This is a genomic window from Paraburkholderia phytofirmans PsJN (genome assembly GCF_000020125.1).
Lineage (GTDB): Bacteria > Pseudomonadota > Gammaproteobacteria > Burkholderiales > Burkholderiaceae > Paraburkholderia > Paraburkholderia phytofirmans.
Window position 1 is genome coordinate 763,458 of sequence record NC_010676.1, and the last position, 22,577, is coordinate 786,034.

At 63.1% G+C, this 22,577-nt stretch carries 22 protein-coding genes and 1 pseudogene; 10 read left to right on the forward strand and 13 right to left on the reverse strand.

All coding sequences use genetic code 11. The annotated features are described in order from the left end of the window. Positions 1–18: 18 nt before the first annotated feature. On the reverse strand, positions 19–813 hold the full coding sequence (locus BPHYT_RS23165; protein ID WP_012426551.1) for a gamma-glutamyl-gamma-aminobutyrate hydrolase family protein: 795 nt from the start codon (positions 811–813) through the stop codon (positions 19–21). Between the two features lie 304 nt (positions 814–1,117). Next, positions 1,118–1,339, reverse strand: a complete 222-nt coding sequence (locus BPHYT_RS37480; protein WP_370577238.1) for a hypothetical protein — start codon at positions 1,337–1,339, stop codon at positions 1,118–1,120. A gap of 445 nt (positions 1,340–1,784) precedes the next feature. Between BPHYT_RS37480 and BPHYT_RS23170 the strand changes: the two genes are divergently transcribed. The 3 genes and pseudogenes from BPHYT_RS23170 to BPHYT_RS23180 form a co-directional block, all read left to right on the forward strand. Then, complete coding sequence (locus BPHYT_RS23170; RefSeq protein WP_012426552.1) at positions 1,785–2,336, forward strand: cupin domain-containing protein; 552 nt, start codon at positions 1,785–1,787, stop codon at positions 2,334–2,336. A 115-nt stretch (positions 2,337–2,451) separates the two neighbouring features. Continuing rightward, positions 2,452–3,945 carry an aldehyde dehydrogenase gene (locus BPHYT_RS23175; RefSeq protein ID WP_012426553.1) on the forward strand — a complete coding sequence of 498 codons (1,494 nt, stop codon included), beginning with the start codon at positions 2,452–2,454 and terminating at the stop codon, positions 3,943–3,945. A gap of 12 nt (positions 3,946–3,957) precedes the next feature. Next, positions 3,958–4,152, forward strand: a pseudogene (locus BPHYT_RS23180) (arginase family protein); the annotation flags it as partial. A 41-nt stretch (positions 4,153–4,193) separates the two neighbouring features. Here BPHYT_RS23180 and BPHYT_RS23185 read toward each other — a convergent pair. The 4 genes from BPHYT_RS23185 to BPHYT_RS23200 all read right to left on the reverse strand — a co-directional run bounded on the left by BPHYT_RS23185 (position 4,194) and on the right by BPHYT_RS23200 (position 7,792). Then, positions 4,194–5,390, reverse strand: a complete 1,197-nt coding sequence (locus BPHYT_RS23185) for an MFS transporter (RefSeq protein ID WP_012426554.1) — start codon at positions 5,388–5,390, stop codon at positions 4,194–4,196. Beyond that, complete coding sequence (locus tag BPHYT_RS23190; protein ID WP_012426555.1) at positions 5,387–5,920, reverse strand: MarR family winged helix-turn-helix transcriptional regulator; 534 nt, start codon at positions 5,918–5,920, stop codon at positions 5,387–5,389. Before BPHYT_RS23190 ends, BPHYT_RS23185 begins: the two co-directional genes overlap by 4 nt. Positions 5,921–6,036: 116 nt before the next feature. Next, positions 6,037–7,056 (reverse strand): VTT domain-containing protein, encoded by a 1,020-nt coding sequence (locus BPHYT_RS23195; protein WP_012426556.1) that lies wholly within the window; start codon positions 7,054–7,056, stop codon positions 6,037–6,039. Positions 7,057–7,375: 319 nt separating this feature from the next. Beyond that, a complete protein-coding gene (locus BPHYT_RS23200; protein ID WP_012426557.1) occupies positions 7,376–7,792 on the reverse strand; it encodes a cupin domain-containing protein in 417 nt (138 codons plus the stop codon). 183 nt (positions 7,793–7,975) lie between these two features. Between BPHYT_RS23200 and BPHYT_RS23205 the strand changes: the two genes are divergently transcribed. Continuing rightward, complete coding sequence (locus BPHYT_RS23205; RefSeq protein WP_012426558.1) at positions 7,976–8,581, forward strand: peroxidase-related enzyme; 606 nt, start codon at positions 7,976–7,978, stop codon at positions 8,579–8,581. A gap of 78 nt (positions 8,582–8,659) precedes the next feature. On the opposite strand, the gene BPHYT_RS23210 is transcribed toward BPHYT_RS23205, so the two are convergent. Beyond that, positions 8,660–9,910: an MFS transporter gene (locus BPHYT_RS23210; RefSeq protein WP_012426559.1), complete on the reverse strand. Its 1,251-nt coding sequence runs from the start codon at positions 9,908–9,910 to the stop codon at positions 8,660–8,662. Positions 9,911–10,017: 107 nt separating this feature from the next. Beyond that, positions 10,018–10,956 (reverse strand): LysR substrate-binding domain-containing protein, encoded by a 939-nt coding sequence (locus tag BPHYT_RS23215; RefSeq protein ID WP_012426560.1) that lies wholly within the window; start codon positions 10,954–10,956, stop codon positions 10,018–10,020. 234 nt (positions 10,957–11,190) lie between these two features. Here BPHYT_RS23215 and BPHYT_RS23220 point away from each other — a divergent pair, with 234 nt between their 5' ends. Then, positions 11,191–11,922 (forward strand): DUF899 family protein, encoded by a 732-nt coding sequence (locus BPHYT_RS23220; RefSeq protein WP_012426561.1) that lies wholly within the window; start codon positions 11,191–11,193, stop codon positions 11,920–11,922. Between the two features lie 113 nt (positions 11,923–12,035). Continuing rightward, positions 12,036–12,242, forward strand: coding sequence for a hypothetical protein (locus BPHYT_RS23225; protein ID WP_041759107.1), 207 nt, complete (start codon positions 12,036–12,038; stop codon positions 12,240–12,242). Between the two features lie 30 nt (positions 12,243–12,272). Here BPHYT_RS23225 and BPHYT_RS23230 read toward each other — a convergent pair whose 3' ends face one another. Next, positions 12,273–14,246 carry a putative bifunctional diguanylate cyclase/phosphodiesterase gene (locus BPHYT_RS23230; RefSeq protein WP_012426562.1) on the reverse strand — a complete coding sequence of 658 codons (1,974 nt, stop codon included), beginning with the start codon at positions 14,244–14,246 and terminating at the stop codon, positions 12,273–12,275. A gap of 185 nt (positions 14,247–14,431) precedes the next feature. Continuing rightward, entirely contained in the window at positions 14,432–14,815 is a 384-nt protein-coding gene (locus tag BPHYT_RS23235; RefSeq protein WP_012426563.1) for a hypothetical protein, read from the reverse strand. A gap of 350 nt (positions 14,816–15,165) precedes the next feature. On the opposite strand from BPHYT_RS23235, the gene BPHYT_RS23240 reads away from it, so the two are divergent. After that, positions 15,166–15,444, forward strand: a complete 279-nt coding sequence (locus BPHYT_RS23240) for an HU family DNA-binding protein (RefSeq protein WP_006049832.1) — start codon at positions 15,166–15,168, stop codon at positions 15,442–15,444. 203 nt (positions 15,445–15,647) lie between these two features. On the opposite strand, the gene BPHYT_RS23245 is transcribed toward BPHYT_RS23240, so the two are convergent. From BPHYT_RS23245 to BPHYT_RS23255, 3 genes are all read right to left on the reverse strand, one after another. After that, positions 15,648–16,766 carry a 3-deoxy-7-phosphoheptulonate synthase gene (locus BPHYT_RS23245; RefSeq protein WP_012426564.1) on the reverse strand — a complete coding sequence of 373 codons (1,119 nt, stop codon included), beginning with the start codon at positions 16,764–16,766 and terminating at the stop codon, positions 15,648–15,650. A gap of 127 nt (positions 16,767–16,893) precedes the next feature. Next, positions 16,894–17,715 carry a DUF72 domain-containing protein gene (locus tag BPHYT_RS23250; RefSeq protein WP_012426565.1) on the reverse strand — a complete coding sequence of 274 codons (822 nt, stop codon included), beginning with the start codon at positions 17,713–17,715 and terminating at the stop codon, positions 16,894–16,896. Between the two features lie 105 nt (positions 17,716–17,820). Then, positions 17,821–18,570: a TetR/AcrR family transcriptional regulator gene (locus BPHYT_RS23255; RefSeq protein WP_041759540.1), complete on the reverse strand. Its 750-nt coding sequence runs from the start codon at positions 18,568–18,570 to the stop codon at positions 17,821–17,823. Between the two features lie 306 nt (positions 18,571–18,876). Between BPHYT_RS23255 and BPHYT_RS23260 the strand changes: the two genes are divergently transcribed. Genes BPHYT_RS23260 through BPHYT_RS23270 form a run of 3 tightly spaced genes read left to right on the forward strand, consistent with a single transcriptional unit; the run spans position 18,877 to position 22,542 of the window. Beyond that, positions 18,877–20,058, forward strand: a complete 1,182-nt coding sequence (locus BPHYT_RS23260; protein WP_012426567.1) for an isovaleryl-CoA dehydrogenase — start codon at positions 18,877–18,879, stop codon at positions 20,056–20,058. A gap of 49 nt (positions 20,059–20,107) precedes the next feature. Further along, positions 20,108–21,715, forward strand: a complete 1,608-nt coding sequence (locus BPHYT_RS23265; RefSeq protein WP_012426568.1) for a carboxyl transferase domain-containing protein — start codon at positions 20,108–20,110, stop codon at positions 21,713–21,715. A 41-nt stretch (positions 21,716–21,756) separates the two neighbouring features. Next, positions 21,757–22,542, forward strand: a complete 786-nt coding sequence (locus tag BPHYT_RS23270; RefSeq protein WP_012426569.1) for an enoyl-CoA hydratase/isomerase family protein — start codon at positions 21,757–21,759, stop codon at positions 22,540–22,542. Positions 22,543–22,577 lie beyond the last annotated feature (35 nt).

Sequence of the window (22,577 nt, forward strand, 5' to 3'; positions counted from 1 at the left end):
TTTTAGTGCGCGACCGGCTCAGGCATGCGTGGCAGCGGCGGATGCCGCGCCATAGCCGGCCTTGGTGCGCATTCGATCGCGGCAGGCGTCGCCGAAGGCCCGAAAGATCGCGGTGGATAGTGCGTCGTTGGCATGCTTCCACTCCGGGTGCCACTGCACACCCAGCGCGAAAGCGCGCGCATCTATCACGCTCACCGCTTCGATCAAGCCGTCCGGCGCGGTGGCTTCGGCCGTGAGGCCTACGCCCAGCCGCTCGACGCCCTGACCGTGCAATGAATTCACACGCGCTTCATTCGTGCCGCCCGCGAGGCGCTGCAACAAGCCGCCCTGCGTCAGCGTGATCGAATGCGACGGTGCGTATTGCACGTCGAGGTCGTCTTCCTTGTTCTCGCGGTGGTCGTTCAGACCGTCCACCGCGTGAACGCTTTGATGCAGCGTCCCGCCAAAAACCACGTTCATTTCCTGGAAGCCCCGGCAGACGGCCAGCAGCGGCACGCCGGCGGCGATTGCCGCGCGCATCAGCGGCAGCGTCGTCGCATCGCGTGCGGCGTCGTGCAGCGTGCCCGGCGTGCTGGGATGGCCGCCGTAGCGGTGCGGCTCGACGTTCGAATAGCTGCCTGTAAACAACAGGCCGTCGACCGTCGCCAGCACGTCTTCGGCTGACTGACGCTCGCCGAGCGCCGGCAGCAGCATGGCCAGCGCCTGTGAACCGTCCACGATCGCGGCGATATATTTCTCGCCGACCACATGCGACGGGTGGACTCCCATCATCGTTCTGTCAGCGCTGATGCCGACCAAGGGTTTCTTTCGCATAACGAATAGACGTGTGTGTTCCCCGCGGGACGCGGCATGAACAACGTTAAACACAGCGCGGCACGATTCCGCAGCCGTGCGCCGTGCGCAAAGCCACCGGTGTAGTGCAGGCGGTCGTCGTCAACTGAAACGCGCCGCGCGTGATAGTCAGATGGGCTGTTCGATTCGATCCGCTGCGGTGCGCAACCGGTCCGATGGGCATGAATTGCACAGGCGGCAAACAGCACCGCACACGCAGGAACGCACGGCTCGAAAGAGCGCGCTCACGCAAACGGATGAATCGAACGGCGAAAAGGGGGAGGCGCTACGGCAGCAGCGAGGCGACTTCGTCCGTGCGCACGGCAATGAAGGCGCGCGCGGAGATAGAGTTGTGACGTCGAACTGAACGGCGGGACAGGATCGTGAAGACGGACAGGAAGCGGCGGAACGCAAGGCTGCCGCTGCTGCCGTCGGCGATGGCGCCGTCAGCGCGAGGACAACTCGCCTGACTACGATTCCATCTCACCAAAGGGCCTCGGACTCTCACGATTACACTCGACTGGCGACGTTGAAAGTATTGAACGGCCTGCTCGAAATCCGCACGGGGCGTTTAAAGAAACAGGACGCTGGGATGATCGCCTTGAACCGATGCGAACTGAATTCGCTGCGCCGCAAAACACCTTTGGGTGCCTCACGACGTCGGCATAACGATCGCCTGGGAACCAGCATATACGAGCCAATAAAGCCGTCAAACCCTTTTTGATAAAACATTTATCAGGGCTTTCCCGAGGGTCCGGCTAAAATTCCGCCCCGTGGGAACACTCGTTGCGCTATTCATATTTCGGAATCCTTTCAGGGTTTTCCCCAGCGGCGCAAAAATCAAAGTGACTAGAATATTCAACACTCGCGAGCAGCGCGTTGCCCCGAGTCTTGTGTTCATTTCATCTGGTCACTTAGCGCCCCGATCGTAATCAATGTCAGAGAACCTAGCGATGTCCATAGAAGTAGCGACCCGTCTGCAATACATCCGCAAGAAGAACGGCTTGTCCCAGCGTGAACTGGCGAAACGGGCGGGAGTGACGAACGGGACGATCTCGCTGATCGAACAGAATCGTGTGAGTCCCTCGGTGGGCTCGCTGAAGAAACTGCTTGAATGCATACCCATGAGTCTTGCCGAATTCTTCACCTTCGAAGTGGAAGTGGAACGTTCGGTCGTGTCGCGCCGTGCCGACATGCCGAACCTCGGCAATGAGTCGATCGAGTTCTATCTAGCGGGTTCAAGCGTGAAAGATCGCAACATGGGCATTCTGCGCGAGGTCTATCAGCCGTTGTCGGACACGGGGCCGGAAATGCTGGAGCACGAAGGGCACGAGGGCGGGGTGGTGGTCAGCGGTCAGATCGAACTGACGGTGGACGGCACCACGTGGCTGCTCGACCCCGGTGACAGCTACTACTTCGAAAGCCGTCTTCCGCACCGTTTTCGCAATCCCAGCGCGGACCATCTCTGCGAGATCGTGTCGGCCAATTCGCCGCCCACTTTCTAAAGACTCCGCGCCAACGCGCCTCGACTCGATTCACTGCCGCAACTCATTGCCGCAGTTCAGTGCCGCATGAAGTCGATGCGGGTTTGCGTCGAGCGCATAACATTGAGGCATCCTGATGGACAAGAAATCTTTCGCTTTCTGGCAAGACAAGGCCGCTACACTATCGATCGAAGGCCGCGCGTTTATCGACGGTGAATACCGTGATGCCGAGGGTGGCCGCACGTTCGACTGCCTGAGTCCGATCGACGGCAAGCTGCTCGCCAAAGTCGCCGACAGCGGCGCGGCCGATGTCGACGCCGCCGTTGCGGCCGCACGCCGCGCGTTCGACTCCGGCGTGTGGTCGGGCCTCAACCCGCGCCAGCGTAAAGCCGTGCTGCTGCGCTGGGCCGCGTCGATTCGCGAGCACATGGACGAACTCGCACTGCTCGAAACGCTCGACGCCGGCAAGCCGATCGCCGACACCACCAGCGTCGACGTACCGGGCGCGGCGTATTGCGTCGAATGGTTCGCTGAAGCCATCGACAAAATCGGCGGTGAAGTCGCGCCGGCCGATCATCATCTGCTCGGACTCGTCACGCGTGAGCCGATCGGCGTGGTGGCAGCGGTCGTGCCGTGGAATTTCCCGATCCTGATGGCCTCGTGGAAATTCGGCCCGGCGTTGGCGGCGGGCAATAGCGTGGTGCTCAAGCCATCGGAGAAGTCGCCGCTCACTGCGATCCGCCTCGCGCAACTCGCACTGGACGCAGGCATTCCCGCCGGCGTCTTCAACGTGGTGCCGGGCGCGGGCGAACCGGGCAAGCTGCTGGCGCTGCATCAGGACGTAGACTGCCTCGCCTTCACCGGCTCGACCAACGTCGGCAAGCTGATCATGCAGTACGCCGGGCAATCGAACCTCAAACGCGTGTGGCTCGAACTCGGCGGCAAGTCGCCGAACATCGTGATGCCGGATTGCCCGGATATGGACCGCGCGGCGAATGCGGCAGCGGGGGCGATCTTCTACAACATGGGCGAAATGTGTACGGCGGGTTCGCGCCTGCTCGTGCATCGCGACATCAAGGACGTCTTCATCGACAAGCTGATCGCCGCGGCGCGCAGCTATACGCCGGGCAATCCGCTCGATCCGGACACGTCGATGGGCGCGATCGTCGACAAGGTTCAGCTCGAACGCGTGCTCGGCTATATCGAGGCAGGCCGTGCGGAAGCCAAACTGTTGCTCGGCGGCGCGCGCGTGAAAGAGGACACCGGCGGCTTCTATATCGAGCCGACCATCTTCGAGATTCCGGGTTCCGGCGCGAAGGTCGCGCGTGAGGAAATCTTCGGGCCGGTGTTGTCGGTGATCACGTTCGACACGGTGGAGGAGGCGATCAGGATCGCTAACGACAGCGAATATGGTCTCGCCGCTGCCGTCTGGACCTCGAACCTGACCACCGCGCACGAGGTGTCGCGCAAACTCCGCGCCGGCACAGTCTGGGTCAATTGCTACGACGAAGGCGGCGACATGAACTTCCCGTTCGGCGGCTACAAGCAATCGGGCAATGGCCGCGATAAGTCGCTGCATGCGTTGGAAAAATACACCGAGCTGAAGTCCACGCTCGTGCGGCTGCGCTAAAGGAGTCGCGAAGCCGGCGGGTTGTCGTCGGCGCAGGGGCTCGCCATCGTGCGCGCGCTCGGTGCGTTGAATCTGGTGGGCGCGGACGTCGTGGAAGTCGCGCCGGCTTACCACCAGAGCGAGATCACGGCGATTGCCGCGGCGCATATCGCGTGTGATCTGCTGTGTCTGCGGCGACAGCGCAAGGTTGCAGGACGCGAGGCTTAGGCGGGCCGGCTCTTCCGGCGAACTGGCGCAAAGAAACCGGCTCAGCCCATCGACGACGAATGTTCGGGCTGGCGCCGGCCTTCGCGCAAGCCGAGCGCATAGACCACCAGCGCGCCGCTCATCAGCGCGAGTTGCCACATCAGCATATCGCTGCCGCGCGCGTTCATCGCGAAGCCCGCGACGAGCGGCCCCACGATCGAACTCGCGGTGAAGGTGAGCGACAACAGCCGCATGTTGCGAGTGAGCGCGGCCTTGTCGCTGCAAGCAGCCGCATAAATGCCGAGTGTGATGAACGAACTGTTCATGCCACCGAGCAGCAGTGCGCTTGCGGCAGCGAGCCACGACGCGGGCGCGGCCAGCGCGAAGCCGCCGATGGCCAGTGTGCTGAGCGCGGCGCACACGATCACCGTGGCCGCGAGCCCCGCGCGATCGGCCAGCCAGCCGACCGGAAATTGCAGCGCCATGCCGCCGACCCCGAACAATGTCAGCAACGTGGCGGTCTGCGTGGCGTTGAGGCCGTGCGCGTCTGCGAATAGCGGGAAGAGGCCGTAAAGCGCGCCGTCGCCGATACCGCCTGCTGCGATGACTACCATGCCCAGGCTCACCAGCGGGCCGACGGCCAGGCGTCGTCCGGTGCTCATTCTTCGCGCAGGCGGCGCTTCTTGCAAAGCTGGCGGCCTCTCATCCGATGCGGTCAGCCACAGCGGCAGCGCCGCTGCAAATGTGAAGGCCGCGCCGGCCGCGAACGTGATGCGTGCATCGACATCGCACCACACCGCGAGCGCGGGCCCGATGACGCCGGCGGTGGCGATCAGCGCTTCGTGTACGCCCACCACGCGTCCACTCGATTCAGCGGGCACCAGACTGTAGAGCCAGGTTTCGTTGGCGATCCAGCGCAAGCCGATGCCGAACCCCGTCAGCAGGCCAGGCACGAGCCAGAGCGGCCACGACAACGTACCCATGACGGCGAACGCCACCAGCGTGGCCAGCAGACCCAGCGACACCGTGCGTTTCGCGCCGAGGCGCGCCATCAGCCACGGCGCGATCAGCAAGCCGGCCAGCATGCCAGTCCATTGCGCGGCGGAAAAGAGGCCGGCGCGTGGCGCGTCCAGGCCGCGATGGGCGAGCCACACGGGCAGCACCATGAAGCCGATGCCGAACTGGCCGACCTGCGAGAGCGCCGACACCGCGGTCAGCGCCGCGATTGCGCGCCAACGCACCGGCGCGGCGGATTTCATGTGCTGCTCCGCGCGGGCATGGGCAGACCCTGTTCGCGGCATTCGACCGGACAGCCGGCCTTCAGGCACGGACCGTCGTCGCACAGGCGGCACAGTTGCATGGCGTGCGCGGGGTCGCGAGTCTCGTTCCACAAGATCTTGATCAGCACGCTTTCCAGCACCTCGCGCTCGCTGTCTTCAAGCCGGCCGACTATGCGTTGCAGCATTTTGTCGCGCGCCGCTTGCAGACGCTTGGCCTCACGTTTGCCGGTTGTGGTCAAGGCAAGCGCGACAGCCCGCTTGTCAGCACCCGATTTTTTCTCGATGAGGCCTGCCTCGACCAGGCCCGCCACGGCGCGCACGGCGGCCGGATGCGACAGGTCGACCGCCTCGCGCAGCACTTCAATCGATGAATCGGGATATTGGCCGACCGCGTTGAGCATGGCGCGGGCGGTGGGGCCGGCGAGCGCGTCCACGGTGGGTTGCGCGTTCATTTCGTCCGTAACCAGCAAGGCGAGCACGCCGAGCAGATTTTCTGTGCGCTGCGTCATGGGGAAGCCTCAATGTGTGCAACGTGCATATATGCATGTTGCACACATTGAAAATGAGGCGCAAGCTTTTTTTTTAACGGCAACGCGGCGCTATTCGCGAGGCACGCGCGAAAGCGTTACTTCGCCAGCCGCGCCCGAACCGTGTATTCGCCTTCTTCGCCTTCGTCCTCGATCATGTGGGCCTTGGCGGTGTGGAAGTCGGCCGGCAACGGTTCGACCGGATAGCCGCGTTTCTGCCACGCGTCGAGGCCGCCCTTGAGCGCGCGGATGTGATGGATATTCTTGCGATGCAACTGCTCGACGATCCGCTTCGCCGTCGCTTCGTTCGGACACACGCAGTAGACGACGATCGGCCGCTTCAACAGCTCGGGGTCGATCGGCTCGGGCGAATCGAGATCCAGCGGCCTTGCGCCGGCGATCCGGTGCGATTCTTTTGCGCGGACGCTGCGTGGCCGCGCGTCGAAGATCAGCGGCGGTTCGTTCGACTTCATCATCTCGTCGAGCTGGTCGGGCGAAATGCGCGTATGCGCGAGCCAGCGGCGAAATTGCCAGCGGCGCACCCAGCGATACAGCAGCACGGCCACGAAGATTGCCGCGAACGCATCGAAAATCGTGCCGCCGTTGTGGCGCACGAGCAGCATCAGTTGCACGATCTCGTCGTGCAGCGCGGCGCCGCCGATCACCCATACGCTCGCCCACAGCGTCGCGCCGACAAAATCCCACAGCAAAAACACGCCGACGTTGATGGCCGTCGTGCCGAGCAGCGGCGCGGAGACCAGGCCGAGTCCGGGCAGGAACTTCGCAACGGTGAGAATCGGTGCGCCGTACCGTTCATAGGTATTGCGCGCGAGCCGGACCGTGGTGTCGAGCGAGAGAGAGAAGCGCACCAGGTAGTTCAGCATGCGGCGGCCGTAGGCCCGTCCGGTGAAAAACCATAGCGAGTCGGCGATCAGCGTGGCGGCGACCGCGGCGCACACCACGCTCGCATACGAGGTCTGTCCCATGGCGGCCATGGTCCCACCGAGAATCAGCATCGGCGCGGCCGGAATCGGCACGCCGAGTTGCGTGATGAGCACGCTCATGAACACGGCCCACACCCCCAGCGAGGGTGGAATAGCAACCGGAAAATGCCACACAACCGCGCTCCTGAGAATGCACTGAAGGGTTTTGAAACGACCGCGCTGCGGCGGCGCATGGCGAACACGCCACGCATGTTCCGTTCCCGCACGACGGCGCGCGCCATGCCGTGTCGGCAGGCGGCCGCCATGGTACAAAAAGATATGAAAAGCGGATTTAAGCACAGGTGGCAGAACGGCGCTGCGGGGAAGGCGGTATGCCGGGGAGGAAAATGCGTGTGATTGTAGTCGGCGGCGAGACCGATGCAGCGGGCCGTTAACAGTTGCGTCGGTCCCGCCGCCTTCATTTAAAGGCTCTCGCGTCGCGTCTGGCGCCAGCTCACGCGTCAGAGGCCGGATCGTACGGCACGACGCGTTCGTGCTCGTCCGCGTGGTTGCGCGCCACGATCGCGCGCGCCGCGGTGGTCGCGTCCAGATTGAACGGCTGATGCGGCACGCCCGGCGCAATGAACAGGAAATCGCCCGGTTCGGTAATCACGGACTCCCGCAAGCCCGGTCCGTAGCGGGTTTCGATCTTGCCTTCGAGCTGGTAGATCGCGGTTTCGTAGTCGGCGTGAAAGTGCGGTTCGGCATGGCCGCCCGGCGGCACCACGACCATATACATCGACAAACCCGTACTGCCTGCGGTGCCGGCCGAGATGCCGACAAAGTAAGGCAGGCGCTGGGTCGTCGCCATTGCCCGGTCGGGTCGAACCTTGACGACGCGCGCTCGCGCGTCGTGTAAAACGTCTGACATGGTCAGCTCCTGCTGAAATCCGGCCTGCGCCGGTCGTCGCGGCGCGGCTCATGCTCCCTTGAGTGCAAAGTCTAGACGATATGAGCGCCGATATCGGACCTTGTCGAGCGCAGGCATGCTGCTGCGATTGTGCGGCTTGCTAGAATCGTCGTCATACCCACACAGATACGACGGAGACACAGCATGGCCAAGCCTCAGCCGATCAGCCGCTACCCCGTGCCCGAACCGGACGCGTGGCCGGACGACATTCGCGCGCGCATTCTCGAAGTTCAGGAAAAAGCCGGTTTCGTGCCGAATGTGTTTCTGACGCTGGCGCACCGCCCGGACGAATTCCGCGCGTTCTTCGCCTATCACGACGCGTTGATGCTGAAAGAGGGTGGCCTGAGCAAAGGCGAGCGCGAGATGATCGTGGTCGCGACCAGCGCGATCAACCAGTGCCTGTATTGCGTGGTCGCGCACGGCGCGATTCTGCGCATCTACGAAAAGGCGCCGCTGCTGGCCGATCAGGTCGCCGTCAATCATCGCAAGGCGGATATCACGCCGCGCCAGAAGGCGATGCTCGATTTTGCGGTCAAGGTTTGCAGCGCGTCCGGCACGGTCGGCGACGCCGACTTTCAAGCTCTGCGCGAGCATCGCTTTTCCGACGAAGACATCTGGGATATCGCGGCGATCACCGCGTTTTTCGGTCTGTCGAACCGCATGGCCAACGTCATTTCCATGCGTCCGAACGACGAGTTCTATCTGATGGGGCGCGTGCCGAAAGCCGCAGTGGAGACGCCGAAAAAATAGCCACGTAAGGGCATTTCCCGCTGTTTTTTTTCACTCGATGCCGGCGGCTGCGTCCTCGAACACCGCCGGCACGCACGCTCACGCAGCCGCCGGTTCGGCTCGAAGCGCGGGCGTGTTGACGGCGGTGTCGTCGATCGGAAAGTGCAGCATGGCGGCGACGAGGCCCGCGACCACCGTCGCTTCCCACAGCAGCGAATACGAGCCCGTCAGATCGAACACCAGACCGCCGAGCCACGCGCCGAGAAACGAGCCGATCTGATGGCTCAGAAAGCAGACCCCGAACAGGCTGCCGAGATGGCGCGTGCCGAACACTTTCGCGACCAGTCCACTCGTGAGCGGCACGGTGCCGAGCCAGGTCAGACCCATCACGGCCGCGAAGATCACTACCGACGCCGGGCTTTTCGGCAGGAGAAAGAAAGCGCCGATCGTCACGCTGCGAATCACGTAAAGCCAGCCGAGCACATAGTGCTGCCGGAAGCGGCCGCCCAGCCAGCCGCAGGCCCAACTGCCCGCCATGTTGAACAGCCCGATCAGCGCGAGCGCGGTGGCGCCGAGTCCGATCGGCATATGGCAAAGCGACAGATATTCGGGCAGATGCGTGGCGATGAAGGCAAGCTGGAACCCGCAAGTGAAGAAACCGAGCGACAGCAGCCGGTAGCCGCGATGCCCGGCCGCTTGACCCAGCACCTTGCGAAGCGGCGCGGCGGGCGTTTCCTGAACGGGCGTGCCGACCCGCGCGCGCCGGTCGAGCACCATGCCGAGCGGGGCGATTAGCAGCATCAGGAAAGCCAGGACGAAGAGCGACGTTGCGATGCCCGAACTGAGGCGGATGCCTTGTACGAGCGGCACCATCAGCACCTGGCCCGCGGAGCCGCCGGCGCTGACAAGCCCCATCGCCATGCTGCGTTTTTCCGGCGAAGCGATGCGGCCGACCGCCGGCAGCACCACGCCGAAGGTCGTGCAACTCACGCCGATTCCCACCAGCAGTCCCATGCCGACGATCAGCATGGCGCCGCTGGGCGCCACGGCCGCGAGGCCGAGTCCCGCCGCGAATGTCGTCGCGCCGAACGCGACCACCGGCGCCGAGCCGTAGCGATCCGCGGCGGCGCCCGCGAACGGCTGGGCGAAACCCCACACGAGATTGTGCAGCGCGATCGCGAATGCGATCAGCGTGACCGGCAAGCCGCGGTCGAACGAGAATGGCCCGATGAAAAGGCCAAAGGTCTGCCGGATCCCCATCGCGGCGCTCAGAATGAGCGCGCCGGCGAGGATCACGAGCGTCGTCTGATTGAAGGCGGGGGCGAAGCGTTTGCTGTCGGCGGTGGACATGGTTCTGATCTCCTTCGACATATGGTCGCAGCGAGCGTCAGAAGCGGCAAAAGATAAGTTTTCGACAACAGGTGAGCGTGGCTCACCTGTGCGAACGGACATGCGGTTTAATTGGCGGTGCTTTGCAGTGCCTGGTCGGCAGGGTTGGCGTGAGTGTCGAAGTGCTCGGCCTCGCTCACCAGCCAGCGTTTGAAATCGAAAAGCTCCGGCCGGCGATCCGCGTTTTCCGCGCTCACCAACCAGTAGGCCGTGGTGGACGCGATCGTCGCCGCACAGGCTTGCACCAGCGTGCCGTTGTCGATATCGCGATCCACCAGCGGGCGCCTGCCGAGCGCGACGCCAAGACCCATCGCGGCGGCTTCGAAGGCCAGTTGGATCGTGTCGACGCGCAGGCCCGCGGCGGTATCGATGCCCTCGGTGCCGGTCGCATCGAACCAAGCCTGCCAGTCCTCGCTGGCGGCGTTGACGTGAATGAGCGTCGCGCGACGCAGGTCCGCGTTGCCCTGCTCGTCGCGCAGATTCGCCAGATATGCGGGGCTGCATACGGGCACGAAGCGCTCGCCGAACAGCCGCGTCCACGCGGTACCCGCGACCGGCGCACGGCTCATGCGGACCGCGAAATCGAACCCGTCGACGGGAAAGCCGACTTGCCGATGCGAGGTATCGACGCTCACGTTCACATTCGGCCAGCGCGCGCGGAAGCCGGCAAGGCGCGGCAGCAACCAGCGCGAGGCGAAAGTCGGCGCGCAACTCAGTGCGATCGGGCGATCCGCGCGGTGATTCGGCAGACGCTGCGTGCCGATGGCGATCAGCGAAAACGCTTCGGAGACGTACGACAGATAGTCCGCGCCGCTCGCCGTGAGCGAAATGCCGCGCGGCTCGCGCGCGAACAGTTCGACGCCGAGCGCCTGTTCCAGGCCGACAATGCCGTGGCTGATCGCGCTCGGCGTGACGTTCAGTTCCGCGGCGGCAAGTTTGAAACTCTGATGCCTGCCGGCCGCTTCGAAGAAACGAAGCGCCGGCAACGGTGGCAGACGAAGCGGCATGTTGCATCTCCATGGACGGCGCGCCCGGCGCGCGTGCTGTTGCGTTAAGGATACCTTGCCGGGCGCTTTGGGTTGCCGTTGCGGCAGGTGCGAGCGTTGCAGCAAAAAGTTTCGATCGATGCTGTCGATTTGCCACCGCGTGGTTCGTCGTGACTACATGGAGGACGAAACGCGCTCGCGCTCGCGGCGCGCTGCCTGCGTCCTTTATCCTTGTTCCGTGACAGGAGATGGCTGATGAATGACGTATTTGCATCTGCACAAACGTTGAAGCCGGCCCGCCAACTGGCGGCCGGCACACCGAGCCGCTTTCCCGGCGAAAGCGCCGACTATCGCCTTGCGCGCAACGAACTGCTCGCCGAGGAAATCGAGTTGCGACGCCATATCGAACGGGTCGCCGAACAGCGCCGCGCGCTGCCACCCGGCGGCGTCGTGCCGGAAGATTATCTTTTCATGGGCGAAGCAGGCCCGGTGAAGCTATCGGACATGTTCGGCGAACACGACACGCTCGTCACCTACAACTGGATGTTCGGCCCGCAGCGCGCCCGGCCGTGTCCAATGTGCACGTCGCTGCTGAGCGCATACGACGGCGAAATGCCTGACATGCTGCAGCGCGTGGCGTTTGCCATCATCGCGCGCTCGCCGATCGAGAAGCTGGTGGCGTTCAAGCAGGAGCGCGGCTGGCGGCATCTGCGGCTGTATTCGTCGGGCGGCAACACGTTCAATCGCGACTACGCGGCGGAAGATCCGGCCGGCGACGACAACCCCGCGTTCAACGTGTTCACGCGCTCGGGCGGCACGGTGCGGCACTTCTGGGCAGAGGAGATGGGACCATCGACCGCGGACCCCGGGCAGGATCCACGCGGCGCGCCGGACGTGATGCCCATCTGGACCGTGCTCGATATGACGCCGGGCGGACGCGGTACGGACTGGTACCCGAAACTCGAATACGGAAACGCGGCGCGTTAAGCACCGTGGTGAAGGCGGCGAGGCGCCGCACGCGCATCGCCGAAGAAGTGCCGGCGTTATTCGACCCCGATGGCCGCTGGAGTACGACGGCCATTGCGGTTTAAGCGTTCGGCATGCTCGCCCAGATGCCGTTCATCGCGACGAGCTTCTACACGGGCGCATTGGTGGAGTCGTTGGGCGGCGTCGATATTTCGTGGATCTTCGGGCTAGTCGCGCCCGCCTTGCTGTACTACTTGGCCGTGCGCGTCAAAGGCGCTGACATTCCCGAGCAGATGATCTTGCCGCGTGAATTCGGCGGCGCGGACAGCGTGGGGCAATAGAGAGCGGGGCGACAAGACGCGGGCAATCGACTACGGCAGCATTTGCACAGCGTAGTCGTGCCCCTGCGCCGTTTGCAGATACGCGGCGATTGCGCTCGCCCGCATCGGCCGGCTGAACAGATAACCCTGTACCGCGCGTGCGCCAAGCGTCTTGACGACCTCGACTTGCGATGCCGTCTCGAGTCCTTCCACCACGCATTCGAGTCCAAGGTTGCGGCACAGATCGAGTACCGACTTGACGATTTTCTTCGACGCGCTGTTGGTATCCACGTCCGTCATGAAGCTGCGATCGATCTTGATCGTATCGAAGGGCAGGCGGTGCACGTAGCTGAGGCTCGAGTAACCGGTGCCGAAGTCGTCGAGCGACACGCGGCAGCCGGCTTTCTTGATCATGGTGAGCGAGCTGCGGGCCTGTTCGAAATCGCGCGTCACGGCGGTCTCGGTGATTTCGAACGACACGCGATGCGGCGGCACGCCGCTAGCCAACACGATATCGATCAACCGGCCGGCGCGCGCGGAAGTGCAGATATCGATCGCCGACAGATTGAACGACAGATAGAGCTCGCACGGCCAGCGCGCGGCTTCGTCGAGCGCCTTGTGCAGCAGGACGTCCGTGATGCGCAGAATCAGTTCGGTTCGCTCGGCAATCCGAATGAATTCTTCCGGCCTCACGGCGCCGAGCCGGGCGTTATGCCAGCGCCCAAGCGCTTCCATGCCGAGGGTGCGTTGCGTGACCACGTCGTAAATCGGCTGAAATTCCAGAAACAGTTCCGACTCGAGGTCCGCGTGACGCAGCTCCTGGGTAACGAGACTCGAACGCCGGATGCGCGTTTCATGTTCGGTCGAGAAGATGACGGGCGTGCCGCGCCGGCTTTCCTTGCCGACGTACAGCGCGGCGTCCGCGCGTTCGAACACCTGCGCCACCGTCGTGCCGGCCTCGGGAAACGCGGCCCAGCCGATCGTGCCCGACAACTCGGCGACATTGCCGGCGACCCGGTACGGCTGACCGAGTGCCTCACAGATGCGCTCGCCCAACTCGACGAGCGTCTCGTCCGTCAGCTTGTGCTGCGCCAGCACGCCGAATTCGTCGCCGCCGAGGCGTGCGAAGAAAATGCCGGGCTCGGCAAGCGCCAACAGCCGCGAGCCGACTTCCTGAAGAACGAGGTCGCCGCTGGCGTGGCCGTAGATATCGTTGACCTGCTTGAAACCGTCCAGATCGATCAGTCCGACATTGAAGCCGCCACTTGTGCCGATCGCCTGTTCGGACAACGCACGCAACGAGGCGAAGAAACTGCGCCGGTTAGGCAGGTCCGTCAGACTGTCGATACTCGCGAGCCGGAAGTTGTCGTCGCTCAGGCGCTGCGTCTTCTGCTGGCTCGCCTGCAATTCGCGCTGTGCGTGCACCACATCGGCAAAGGTCCGGCAATACAGCTGAATGATAAAGGCGAGCGCAATGCCGACGAGGGTCATGTCGACAGCCATCGCAATGAAGACCGGATAGCCTGTGAACACCAGAAATATCGAAAAGCTTAGGATGACGATAGACAGCAGCAGCATGGCCGCGGCGCGCAGGTGCATCAGGCAGAACACGCAGCCGACCAGCGTGGTCGCCATGTAAAACGCCACCTGCGTCTGTTCATACGCGGTGCCGTAGGGGAAAAGGAACAAGGACCAGGCGCTGAATGCGACGGCGAAGAGGCCCGCAAGCCAGGTCAGCTTGCGCACTTCGGGCACGGCTTTGTCGAGAGTCAGGACGCGGTGCCGAAGCCGCCACCAGCGTATGCAGCGGATGATGCACAGCGCGCACAGCGTCGCGGGAAAGTAGATCGACAGCCAGGCCGGCGCGCAGTTCACGTGTGTGATCGCAACGGCTGCCGTATTGACGAGCAGGATGAAATAAAGAAGCGGGACCTGGTGGCCGAATGCTTCGAGCTGCGAACGTACCAGCTCGGGGTCGCGTTCCGCGACCGACAGCGCCTCCCTCAATTTGACTAACAGAATCATCCCGTCCCTTTAAACGTTTGCGCAGCACACGCAGCTTTGTATATCGGCATGACCGATGGGACCTTGAGGGCGGGTCAGATAGAAATCGATCGCTGTGCGAATAAACGGTAAGTACGACCGGGCGGCCGCACTTTATGTGTCATTTGTTCCGGGTCCAGAGCGGCTGAAGTGACAGGTGCGCTGAGTCAAAGCGCCGGGCATGAGAGCACGCGTTGGGGCGCGAGCGTGGTGCCGGGTTGGCCATTCTGCGCGGGCGTGCCTTGCGGCGGTGTGGAGACGAGCCGCACGCTATTCACGCCGGCATTCGCCAGCACATATTTTTCCGGGCTGTTCTCGGGCTGCCAATAGGCCCGGAAAACGCCGCCGTCGCCGAAAACCAGCAGCTTGCCGTGCACCGTTCGGGCACCGCTCACCAGGTCGACAGGCTCGCCGTCGCGTATCTGAAAGCTCTGCGGCGCGGGTGAATTTGCTGTGCCGACGAGCGTGGCGCAGCTGTTGTCGTCCGCTGCGAGAGCGCCGCACGACGTCGCGGCGAGCAGTGCACATGTTGCAATATGGCGAAATTTCATTTTTTTATTTCTCCCGGATTCTCTATTTAATGCCGCCGCGCCTGACAAATATCGAGTCTTGCCGGTCCACCATAGGATAGTAAAAAAGCCCGCCGGTAGCGGCTTTGGACGTGCTAAAGCACTGAAATTGCAACGGATTGTGATAACGCGAAAACACATATCTGGCCGAAGAAGCGGCCAAGGGCGCGATTCTTATGGCACTTTGCCGGAAAAAATCGTCAAATTCCCTGTGGGCGGGTGATACAAGGCTTACACCCAAGGTTTGCGCGAACCCGCGCCTATGCGTTAGTGTGTCGGTCCCGGCGCAACAGATGTGGCGCCGGTTCCATGATTACCATACGGGAAGTGCTATGAACAAACAGGAACTGATTGATGCAGTCGCCGCAGCGACGGGCGAAAGCAAAGCGGCCACCGGCCAAACCATCGACGCGATCGTCGAAGCGGTGACCAAAGCCGTGGTGGGTGGCGATACGGTGCAACTGGTCGGTTTCGGTTCTTTCTCGACTGGCGCGCGCGCAGCACGCGTGGGCCGCAATCCGTCGACGGGTGCCGAGATCCAGATCGCGGCTGCCAAGACGGTGAAGTTCACCGCTGGCAAGGCGTTCAAGGAAGCTGTCAACGCGTCGTAATGCAACGCGCTTCGCGCCGGAGCATCCACGCGCGCTGCCATGGCGCGCGGCGAGCGATGCATCGGGCGTGAGGAATCACGCGCTGCCCAACCCCGGTGAGGCGGATCGATCGGCGGATGGTGCGGCGCGTGTGTTTTTGTACTCTCCCCCAAGGGGCTTCCTCGGGGGCGTGTTCGACGCGGCGTTGGCGGCGCGGCGCGCACTCAGCCCGCGCGACGTTTGCGGGTGGCCTCGGCGAGTGTTTCGAGCGCCGGCTCGGTCTGCGTCCAGCTGACGCACGCATCCGTGATCGACACGCCGTGACGCAACGGCACACCTGGCTTCAGATCCTGACGTCCTTCTTCCAGATGACTTTCCAGCATGACGCCGATAATGCGGCGCTCGCGCTGCGACAGTTGCTGCGTCAGATCCTGCACCACCTCCAGCTGACGCAAATGCGACTTGCCGGAGTTTGCATGCGAACAGTCGACCATGACCTGCTCACGCAAACCCGCTGATTTGAGCGCCTCGCAAGTGGCTTCCACCGACGCGCTGTCGTAGTTCGGCCCTTTCTTGCCGCCGCGCAGGATCACGTGCGCGTCGTCGTTGCCGCGCGTTTCGAAGATCGCGGCCATGCCCATTTTCGTCATGCCCATGAACGCGTGGCTCGCGCGCGCGGCGACGATCGCGTCCGCGGCGATCTGCACGCCGCCGTCCGTGCCGTTCTTGAAACCGATCGGGCAGCTCAGACCCGATGCCAGCTGACGATGGCTCTGGCTCTCCGTCGTGCGCGCGCCGATGGCGCCCCACGCGATCAGATCGGCGATGTACTGCGGGCTCAGCAGATCGAGAAACTCGGTGGCCGTGGCCAAGCCAAGACCGTTGATGTCGAGCAGCAGTTGCCGCGCAAGACGCAGACCTTCGTTGATGCGGAAACTGCCGTCCAGACGCGGATCGTTGATATAGCCTTTCCAGCCGACCGTGGTGCGCGGCTTCTCGAAGTAGACTCGCATGACGATCAGCAAGTCGTCTTTGTAGGTGTCGGCGGCGACTTTCAGTTTGTGCGCGTATTCGATTGCCTGGTCGTGGTCGTGAATCGAACACGGTCCGACGATCATCACGAGCCTGTCGTCGCGGCCATGCAGAATGTCGGCGATTTCCGCGCGGGTCTTCTCGACCAGCGTCTGCACCGAAGGCGGTACGGGCAACTCATCCTGCAGCAGGGCAGGGGAAATCAGTGGACGAACCGCGCCGATCCGAACGTCGTCGATGCGCGTGGTGTCCTGGGTGGCGTCGGCCGAGCCGACTTCCTGATCGTGCAAAGGATTGTCGATGGCGCTCAAAATATTCTCCCGGACCTTGGTGATGAAGCGGCCTCGCGGCCTGACTGCGTGTGTGTGAGTGCGTCGATTGTGCTTGTCTTCGCTGCCGGGATTATGACACTCGCGCCATGCGGCCGGGAGCCGCCTGTCAGAGCCGTTTGATCAGCGCCATGGCGGCCGCCGGATTACGTTCCTTGAAGCCGCTGATCACGTAGAGGTAGACATCGCGCGCGGCGGTTTTCGCGGGTGCATCCGCGCAGGTTTCCAGGTCGTCGGGTGTGGTGCCTGCCGCCAGTTGCCGCGCGCGTTCGGCCCACGCGTCGAGCGCTTTGGCCGAATAGCCTTTGGCCTGTTTGTCCGTGGTGCCCATGATGCGGGCGTATACGAAGGGCGCCGTGATGTCGGCGATCTGCGGGTATTCACTGTCGCCGGCGAGGACAACGGCAACTTTGTATTTGCGGGCCAGCGCGATGAATTCCGGCGTCTTGAAGGTGTCGTTGCGGACTTCTATCGCATGCCTGAGCTTCTGGCCTTCGATACTGGCCGGCAGTAACTTCAGAAAGGCTTCGAAGTCTTCCTTGTCGAATTTCTTGGTGGGCGCGAATTGCCAGTTGACTGGACCGAGCTTCTGTTTGAGCAGCAGCACTCCGCTGCCGAAGAAGCGTTCAATCGTTTCGCGCGCCTCGGCGAGCACTTTTCTGTTGGTCGCGTAACGCGGCGCCTTCAGCGAAAAGACGAAATCGTCCGGGGTTTCCTGGTACCACTTTTCATAGCTCGCCGGTTTTTGCAAACCGTAAAACGTGCCGTTGATTTCAATCGATGTGAGGTTCCTGCTCGCGTATTCGAGTTCGCGACTTTGCGTGAGGTCGGATGGGTAGAAGGTGCCGCGCCACGGCGCGTAGGTCCAGCCGCCTATGCCGACGCGGATGTTCGAGGGTTTTGTGGTCTTTGCGGCGGGTTCTTTTGGCACTTGGCTTCTCCATCTGACTTCGCGCGGGGAAGCAGTAGATTAGCCGTTTTTTCGCCGTAGAACTGAAGTGCACTACTACGAGATTGCGGCCGCTATTCGCTGCTGCTATTCGTTGCCTTCAGCCGGCGTATCCATTGCCCCGCGTGTCGCCTCCTCGAACCGCCGGTTCGCCTCCGCCACCTCTACCCTGAACTGCTGCAACGCGCTCACCGCGAGATCCGGCGGCGTCAGTGCCGCCCACAATACGTCGATCAACTGATCCGCCGTGGCATCGATATCGATGTGCCGGTTGGCGAGCGTGGCATCCCACAGCACATGCTCCATCGGCCCGAACACCATCGAGCGCAACAGGCGCAATGGCATGTCGGCACGAATCTGCCCGCTCTCCTGACCTTGCGCCAGCACGCGCATCAACGGCGCGGTATAGCGGCGCTGCAACTCGGTGAGCGCCTCGCTCAATTCATGATGCCGCGCCCGGCCTTCGGACAACACCAGCGCGCAGAGATCCGTGCCGTTCACGAGCATCAAACGCAAATGCGTGCGAACGATGAACGCAAACTGCTGGCGCACATTGCCGTCGCGCGGCAAACCGGATTCGATCGCATCGATGATCTCGTCGTACCAGTCGCCGATCACGCGCGCGCACAGCTCGCGTTTGCCGCGGAAATAGCTGAACACGGTCGCTTCGGAAATGCCGAGGCGCTGCGCGATCTCGGCGGTGGTCGCGCGTTCGTAGCCCTTTTCGGAGAACACGTCGCGCCCCGCCTGAAGAATCTCCTTCACGCGTTGCTGCGACTTGCGCCCGGCCGGCTGGCGGCGCGAGGCGGGTAACTCGGCCTTCGTGGCAACCGTCATATGAGTCCAGTTCAGATTTGTGAGGCTCATTCCGCTGATGTAGATGCGGATCGAACCCGATGAATGCGATGCTATCACGCCAAAGTCATGTTGTAGGCGGCCGCTTCAGTTTCTGAGTAACACTCAAAAATACCTATTGACGCTTACGTAAATCTAGCGTGAAATGCGCCTTGAACGTTTCGCGCCTCGTGCGTGACGGCAGGGGCGGCTCACAAAGCCGCCGAGCCGCCGCCGTCCGCCGAGCCGCAACCGGACCAGCCGGCGCCCACCCAAGGCCGGCCGCCAACGAACTCTGGAGACACCGCAATGAGCAACCTGCCCGGTTTGCAATTCCCGCTCGGCGAAGAAATCGAAATGCTGCGCGACAGCATTGCGGGATTCGCTGCCAAAGAAATCGCCCCGCGTGCCGCGGAAATCGATCGCACGGATCAGTTTCCCATGGACCTGTGGCGCAAGTTCGGCGATCTGGGCGTGCTCGGCATGACGGTCTCGGAAGAATACGGCGGCGCGAACATGGGCTACACGGCGCACATGATCGCCATGGAGGAGATCTCGCGCGCGTCGGCCTCGGTCGGTCTCTCGTACGGCGCGCATTCGAATCTGTGCGTCAACCAGATTCATCGCAACGGCACGGAAGCGCAAAAACAGAAGTATCTGCCCAAGCTGGTGTCAGGCGAACACGTCGGCGCGCTCGCCATGAGCGAGCCGAATGCGGGCTCTGACGTGGTCAGCATGAAGCTGCGCGCGGAGAAAAAGGGCGACCACTACGTGCTCAACGGCACCAAGATGTGGATCACCAACGGCCCGGATTGCGACACGCTGGTGGTCTACGCCAAAACCGATCCCGAAGCGAATTCGCGCGGCATTACCGCGTTTATCGTCGAGAAGGGCATGAAGGGTTTCTCCGTTGCGCAGAAACTCGACAAGCTCGGCATGCGCGGCTCGCATACCGGCGAACTCGTGTTCCAGGACGTGGAAGTGCCGGAAGAAAACATTCTCGGCCAGTTGAACGGCGGCGCGAAGGTGCTGATGAGCGGTCTCGACTACGAACGCGCCGTGCTCGCGGGCGGCCCGACCGGCATCATGGTCGCGGTCATGGACGCGGTTGTGCCGTATATCCACGACCGCAAGCAGTTCGGCCAGTCGATCGGCGAATTCCAGCTCATTCAAGGCAAGGTGGCCGATCTCTACACCACGTTGCAGGCGTGCCGCGCGTATCTCTACGCGGTGGGCCGTCAACTCGACACGCTCGGCAAGGAACACGTGCGCCAGGTGCGCAAAGACTGCGCGGGCGTGATTCTCTACACGGCCGAAAAAGCCACGTGGATGGCGGGCGAGGCGATCCAGATTCTCGGCGGCAATGGCTACATCAACGAGTATCCGGTCGGCCGTTTGTGGCGCGATGCGAAGCTCTATGAAATCGGCGCCGGTACGAGCGAAATCCGCCGCATGCTGATCGGCCGCGAGTTGTTCGCCGAAACGGCATGAGCGCGACGGCCCGAAGCGAATAAGAAGCGGCGAACAGGAGAGCCACGTAATGCCGATCATCGAATCAAAGCTGAACCCGCGCTCGGACGACTTCCGCGCCAACGCGGCGGCGCTCGAAGCGTTGGTCGCCGACCTTCGCGCGAAAGTCGAGAAACTCGCACTGGGCGGCGGTCAGGCGGCGCGCGACAAACACACGGGCCGCGGCAAACTGCTGCCGCGCGAGCGCATCGAGAAGCTGCTCGATCCGGGCACGCCGTTTCTCGAGTTCTCGCAACTCGCGGCCTACGGCATGTACAACGACGACGCGCCGGGTGCGGGCGTCATCACCGGCATTGGCCGGATCGCAGGGCAGGAGTGCGTGATCGTCTGCAACGATGCAACGGTCAAGGGCGGCACTTACTATCCCATCACCGTGAAAAAGCACGTGCGAGCCCAGGAAATCGCCGCTGAAAATCACTTGCCGTGCGTGTATCTGGTCGACTCGGGCGGCGCGAATCTGCCGAACCAGGACGATGTGTTTCCGGACCGCGATCACTTCGGCCGCATCTTCTTTAACCAGGCGAATCTGTCAGCGGCAGGCATTCCGCAGATCGCCGTGGTGATGGGTTCGTGTACCGCGGGCGGCGCGTACGTGCCGGCCATGAGCGACGAGTCGATCATCGTCAAGAATCAGGGGACGATTTTTCTCGGCGGGCCGCCCTTGGTGAAAGCCGCGACTGGCGAAGTGGTGAGCGCGGAAGACCTCGGCGGCGGCGACGTGCATACGCGTCTGTCCGGCGTGGTCGATCATCTCGCGCAGAACGACGCGCATGCGCTGGGGATTGCGCGCAGCATCGTCGGCAATCTGAATCGCAGCAAGCAGGTGCCGCTTGCGTTGCAGGAGCCGAAGCCGCCGCGCTACGACGTGAAGAGCATGTACGGCGTGATTCCGGTGGATACCCGCAAGCCGTTCGATATTCGCGAGGTGATCGCGCGGATCGTCGACGATTCGGCCTTCGACGAATTCAAGGCGCGCTACGGCACCACGCTCGTCTGTGGGTTCGCGCATATCTGGGGGCACCCGGTCGGCATCATCGCGAACAACGGCATTCTGTTTTCGGAGTCGGCGCTCAAGGGCGCGCACTTCATCGAGTTGTGCTGCCAGCGCAAGATTCCGCTCGTGTTTCTGCAGAACATCACCGGTTTCATGGTGGGCCGCAAATACGAAAACGAAGGCATCGCACGTAACGGCGCGAAGATGGTGACGGCGGTGGCCACAGCCAAGGTGCCGAAGTTCACGGTGATCATCGGCGGGTCGTTCGGCGCGGGTAATTACGGCATGTGCGGCCGCGCGTATTCGCCGCGCTTCCTGTGGATGTGGCCGAACGCGCGTATCTCGGTGATGGGCGGCGAACAGGCGGCCTCGGTGCTGGCCACGGTCAAGCGCGACGGCATCGAAGGCAAGGGCGGTTCGTGGAGCGCCGAAGAAGAAGAGGCGTTCAAGCAGCCCATCCGCGAGCAATACGAACATCAGGGCCACCCGTACTACGCAAGCGCGCGTCTGTGGGACGACGGCGTGATCGACCCGGCGCAAACGCGCGATGTGCTCGGTCTCGGCTTGTCGGCCACGATGAATGCACCAATCGAAGACACGCGGTTCGGCGTGTTCAGAATGTGACGATGCGCCAGGCAACGCAACCACGCGCGGGAGCAGCGACGATGCAATACGAAACACTGAATGTCGAATTCGCCGGAGCGATCGCGACGGTCACGTTGAATCGTCCGGACGTGCGCAACGCGTTCAACGAAACGATGATTGCCGAAGTGACCTCGGCCTTCACGGCGCTCAACGAGCGCGACGACATTCGCGCGGTGGTACTCGCCGCGAACGGCAAGGCGTTCTGCGCGGGCGCGGATCTGAACTGGATGAAGAAGATGGCCGGTTACTCGGACGACGAGAATCGCGCCGACGCCATGCTGCTGGCGAACATGCTGTCGTCGATCTATCGCTGCAACAAACCGGTGATCGCGCGCGTGAACGGCGACGCGTACGCGGGCGGCATGGGCTTGATCTCGGCGTGCGACATCGTGGTGGCGGTTGAAAGCGCGCGCTTCTGCCTCTCGGAAGCGCGGCTCGGTCTGATTCCCGCCACCATCGCGCCGTACGTGATTCGCGCGTTGGGCGAGCAGGCATCGCGCCGCTATTTCACGACCGCCGAGCAGTTCGATTGCGCGACGGCGTTGCGTCTCGGGCTCGTCTGCGAAGCGGTGAGCATGGAGCAACTCGACGCCACCGTGCGGCAGATTGCCGATACGCTGTGCGCCAACGGTCCGCAAGCCGTGCGCGCGTGCAAACAACTCGTGCAGGACATTGCGGGCCACGAGTTGAACGACGCGATGATCGAGGACACGGCGGCGCGCATCGCGCGTACGCGTGCCGGCGCGGAAGGCCGCGAAGGCGTCGCGTCGTTCCTCGAAAAACGCACGCCGGCCTGGCGCAACTGAAGCACCTATTCCAGGGCGCCCGGCGCGCCTTGATC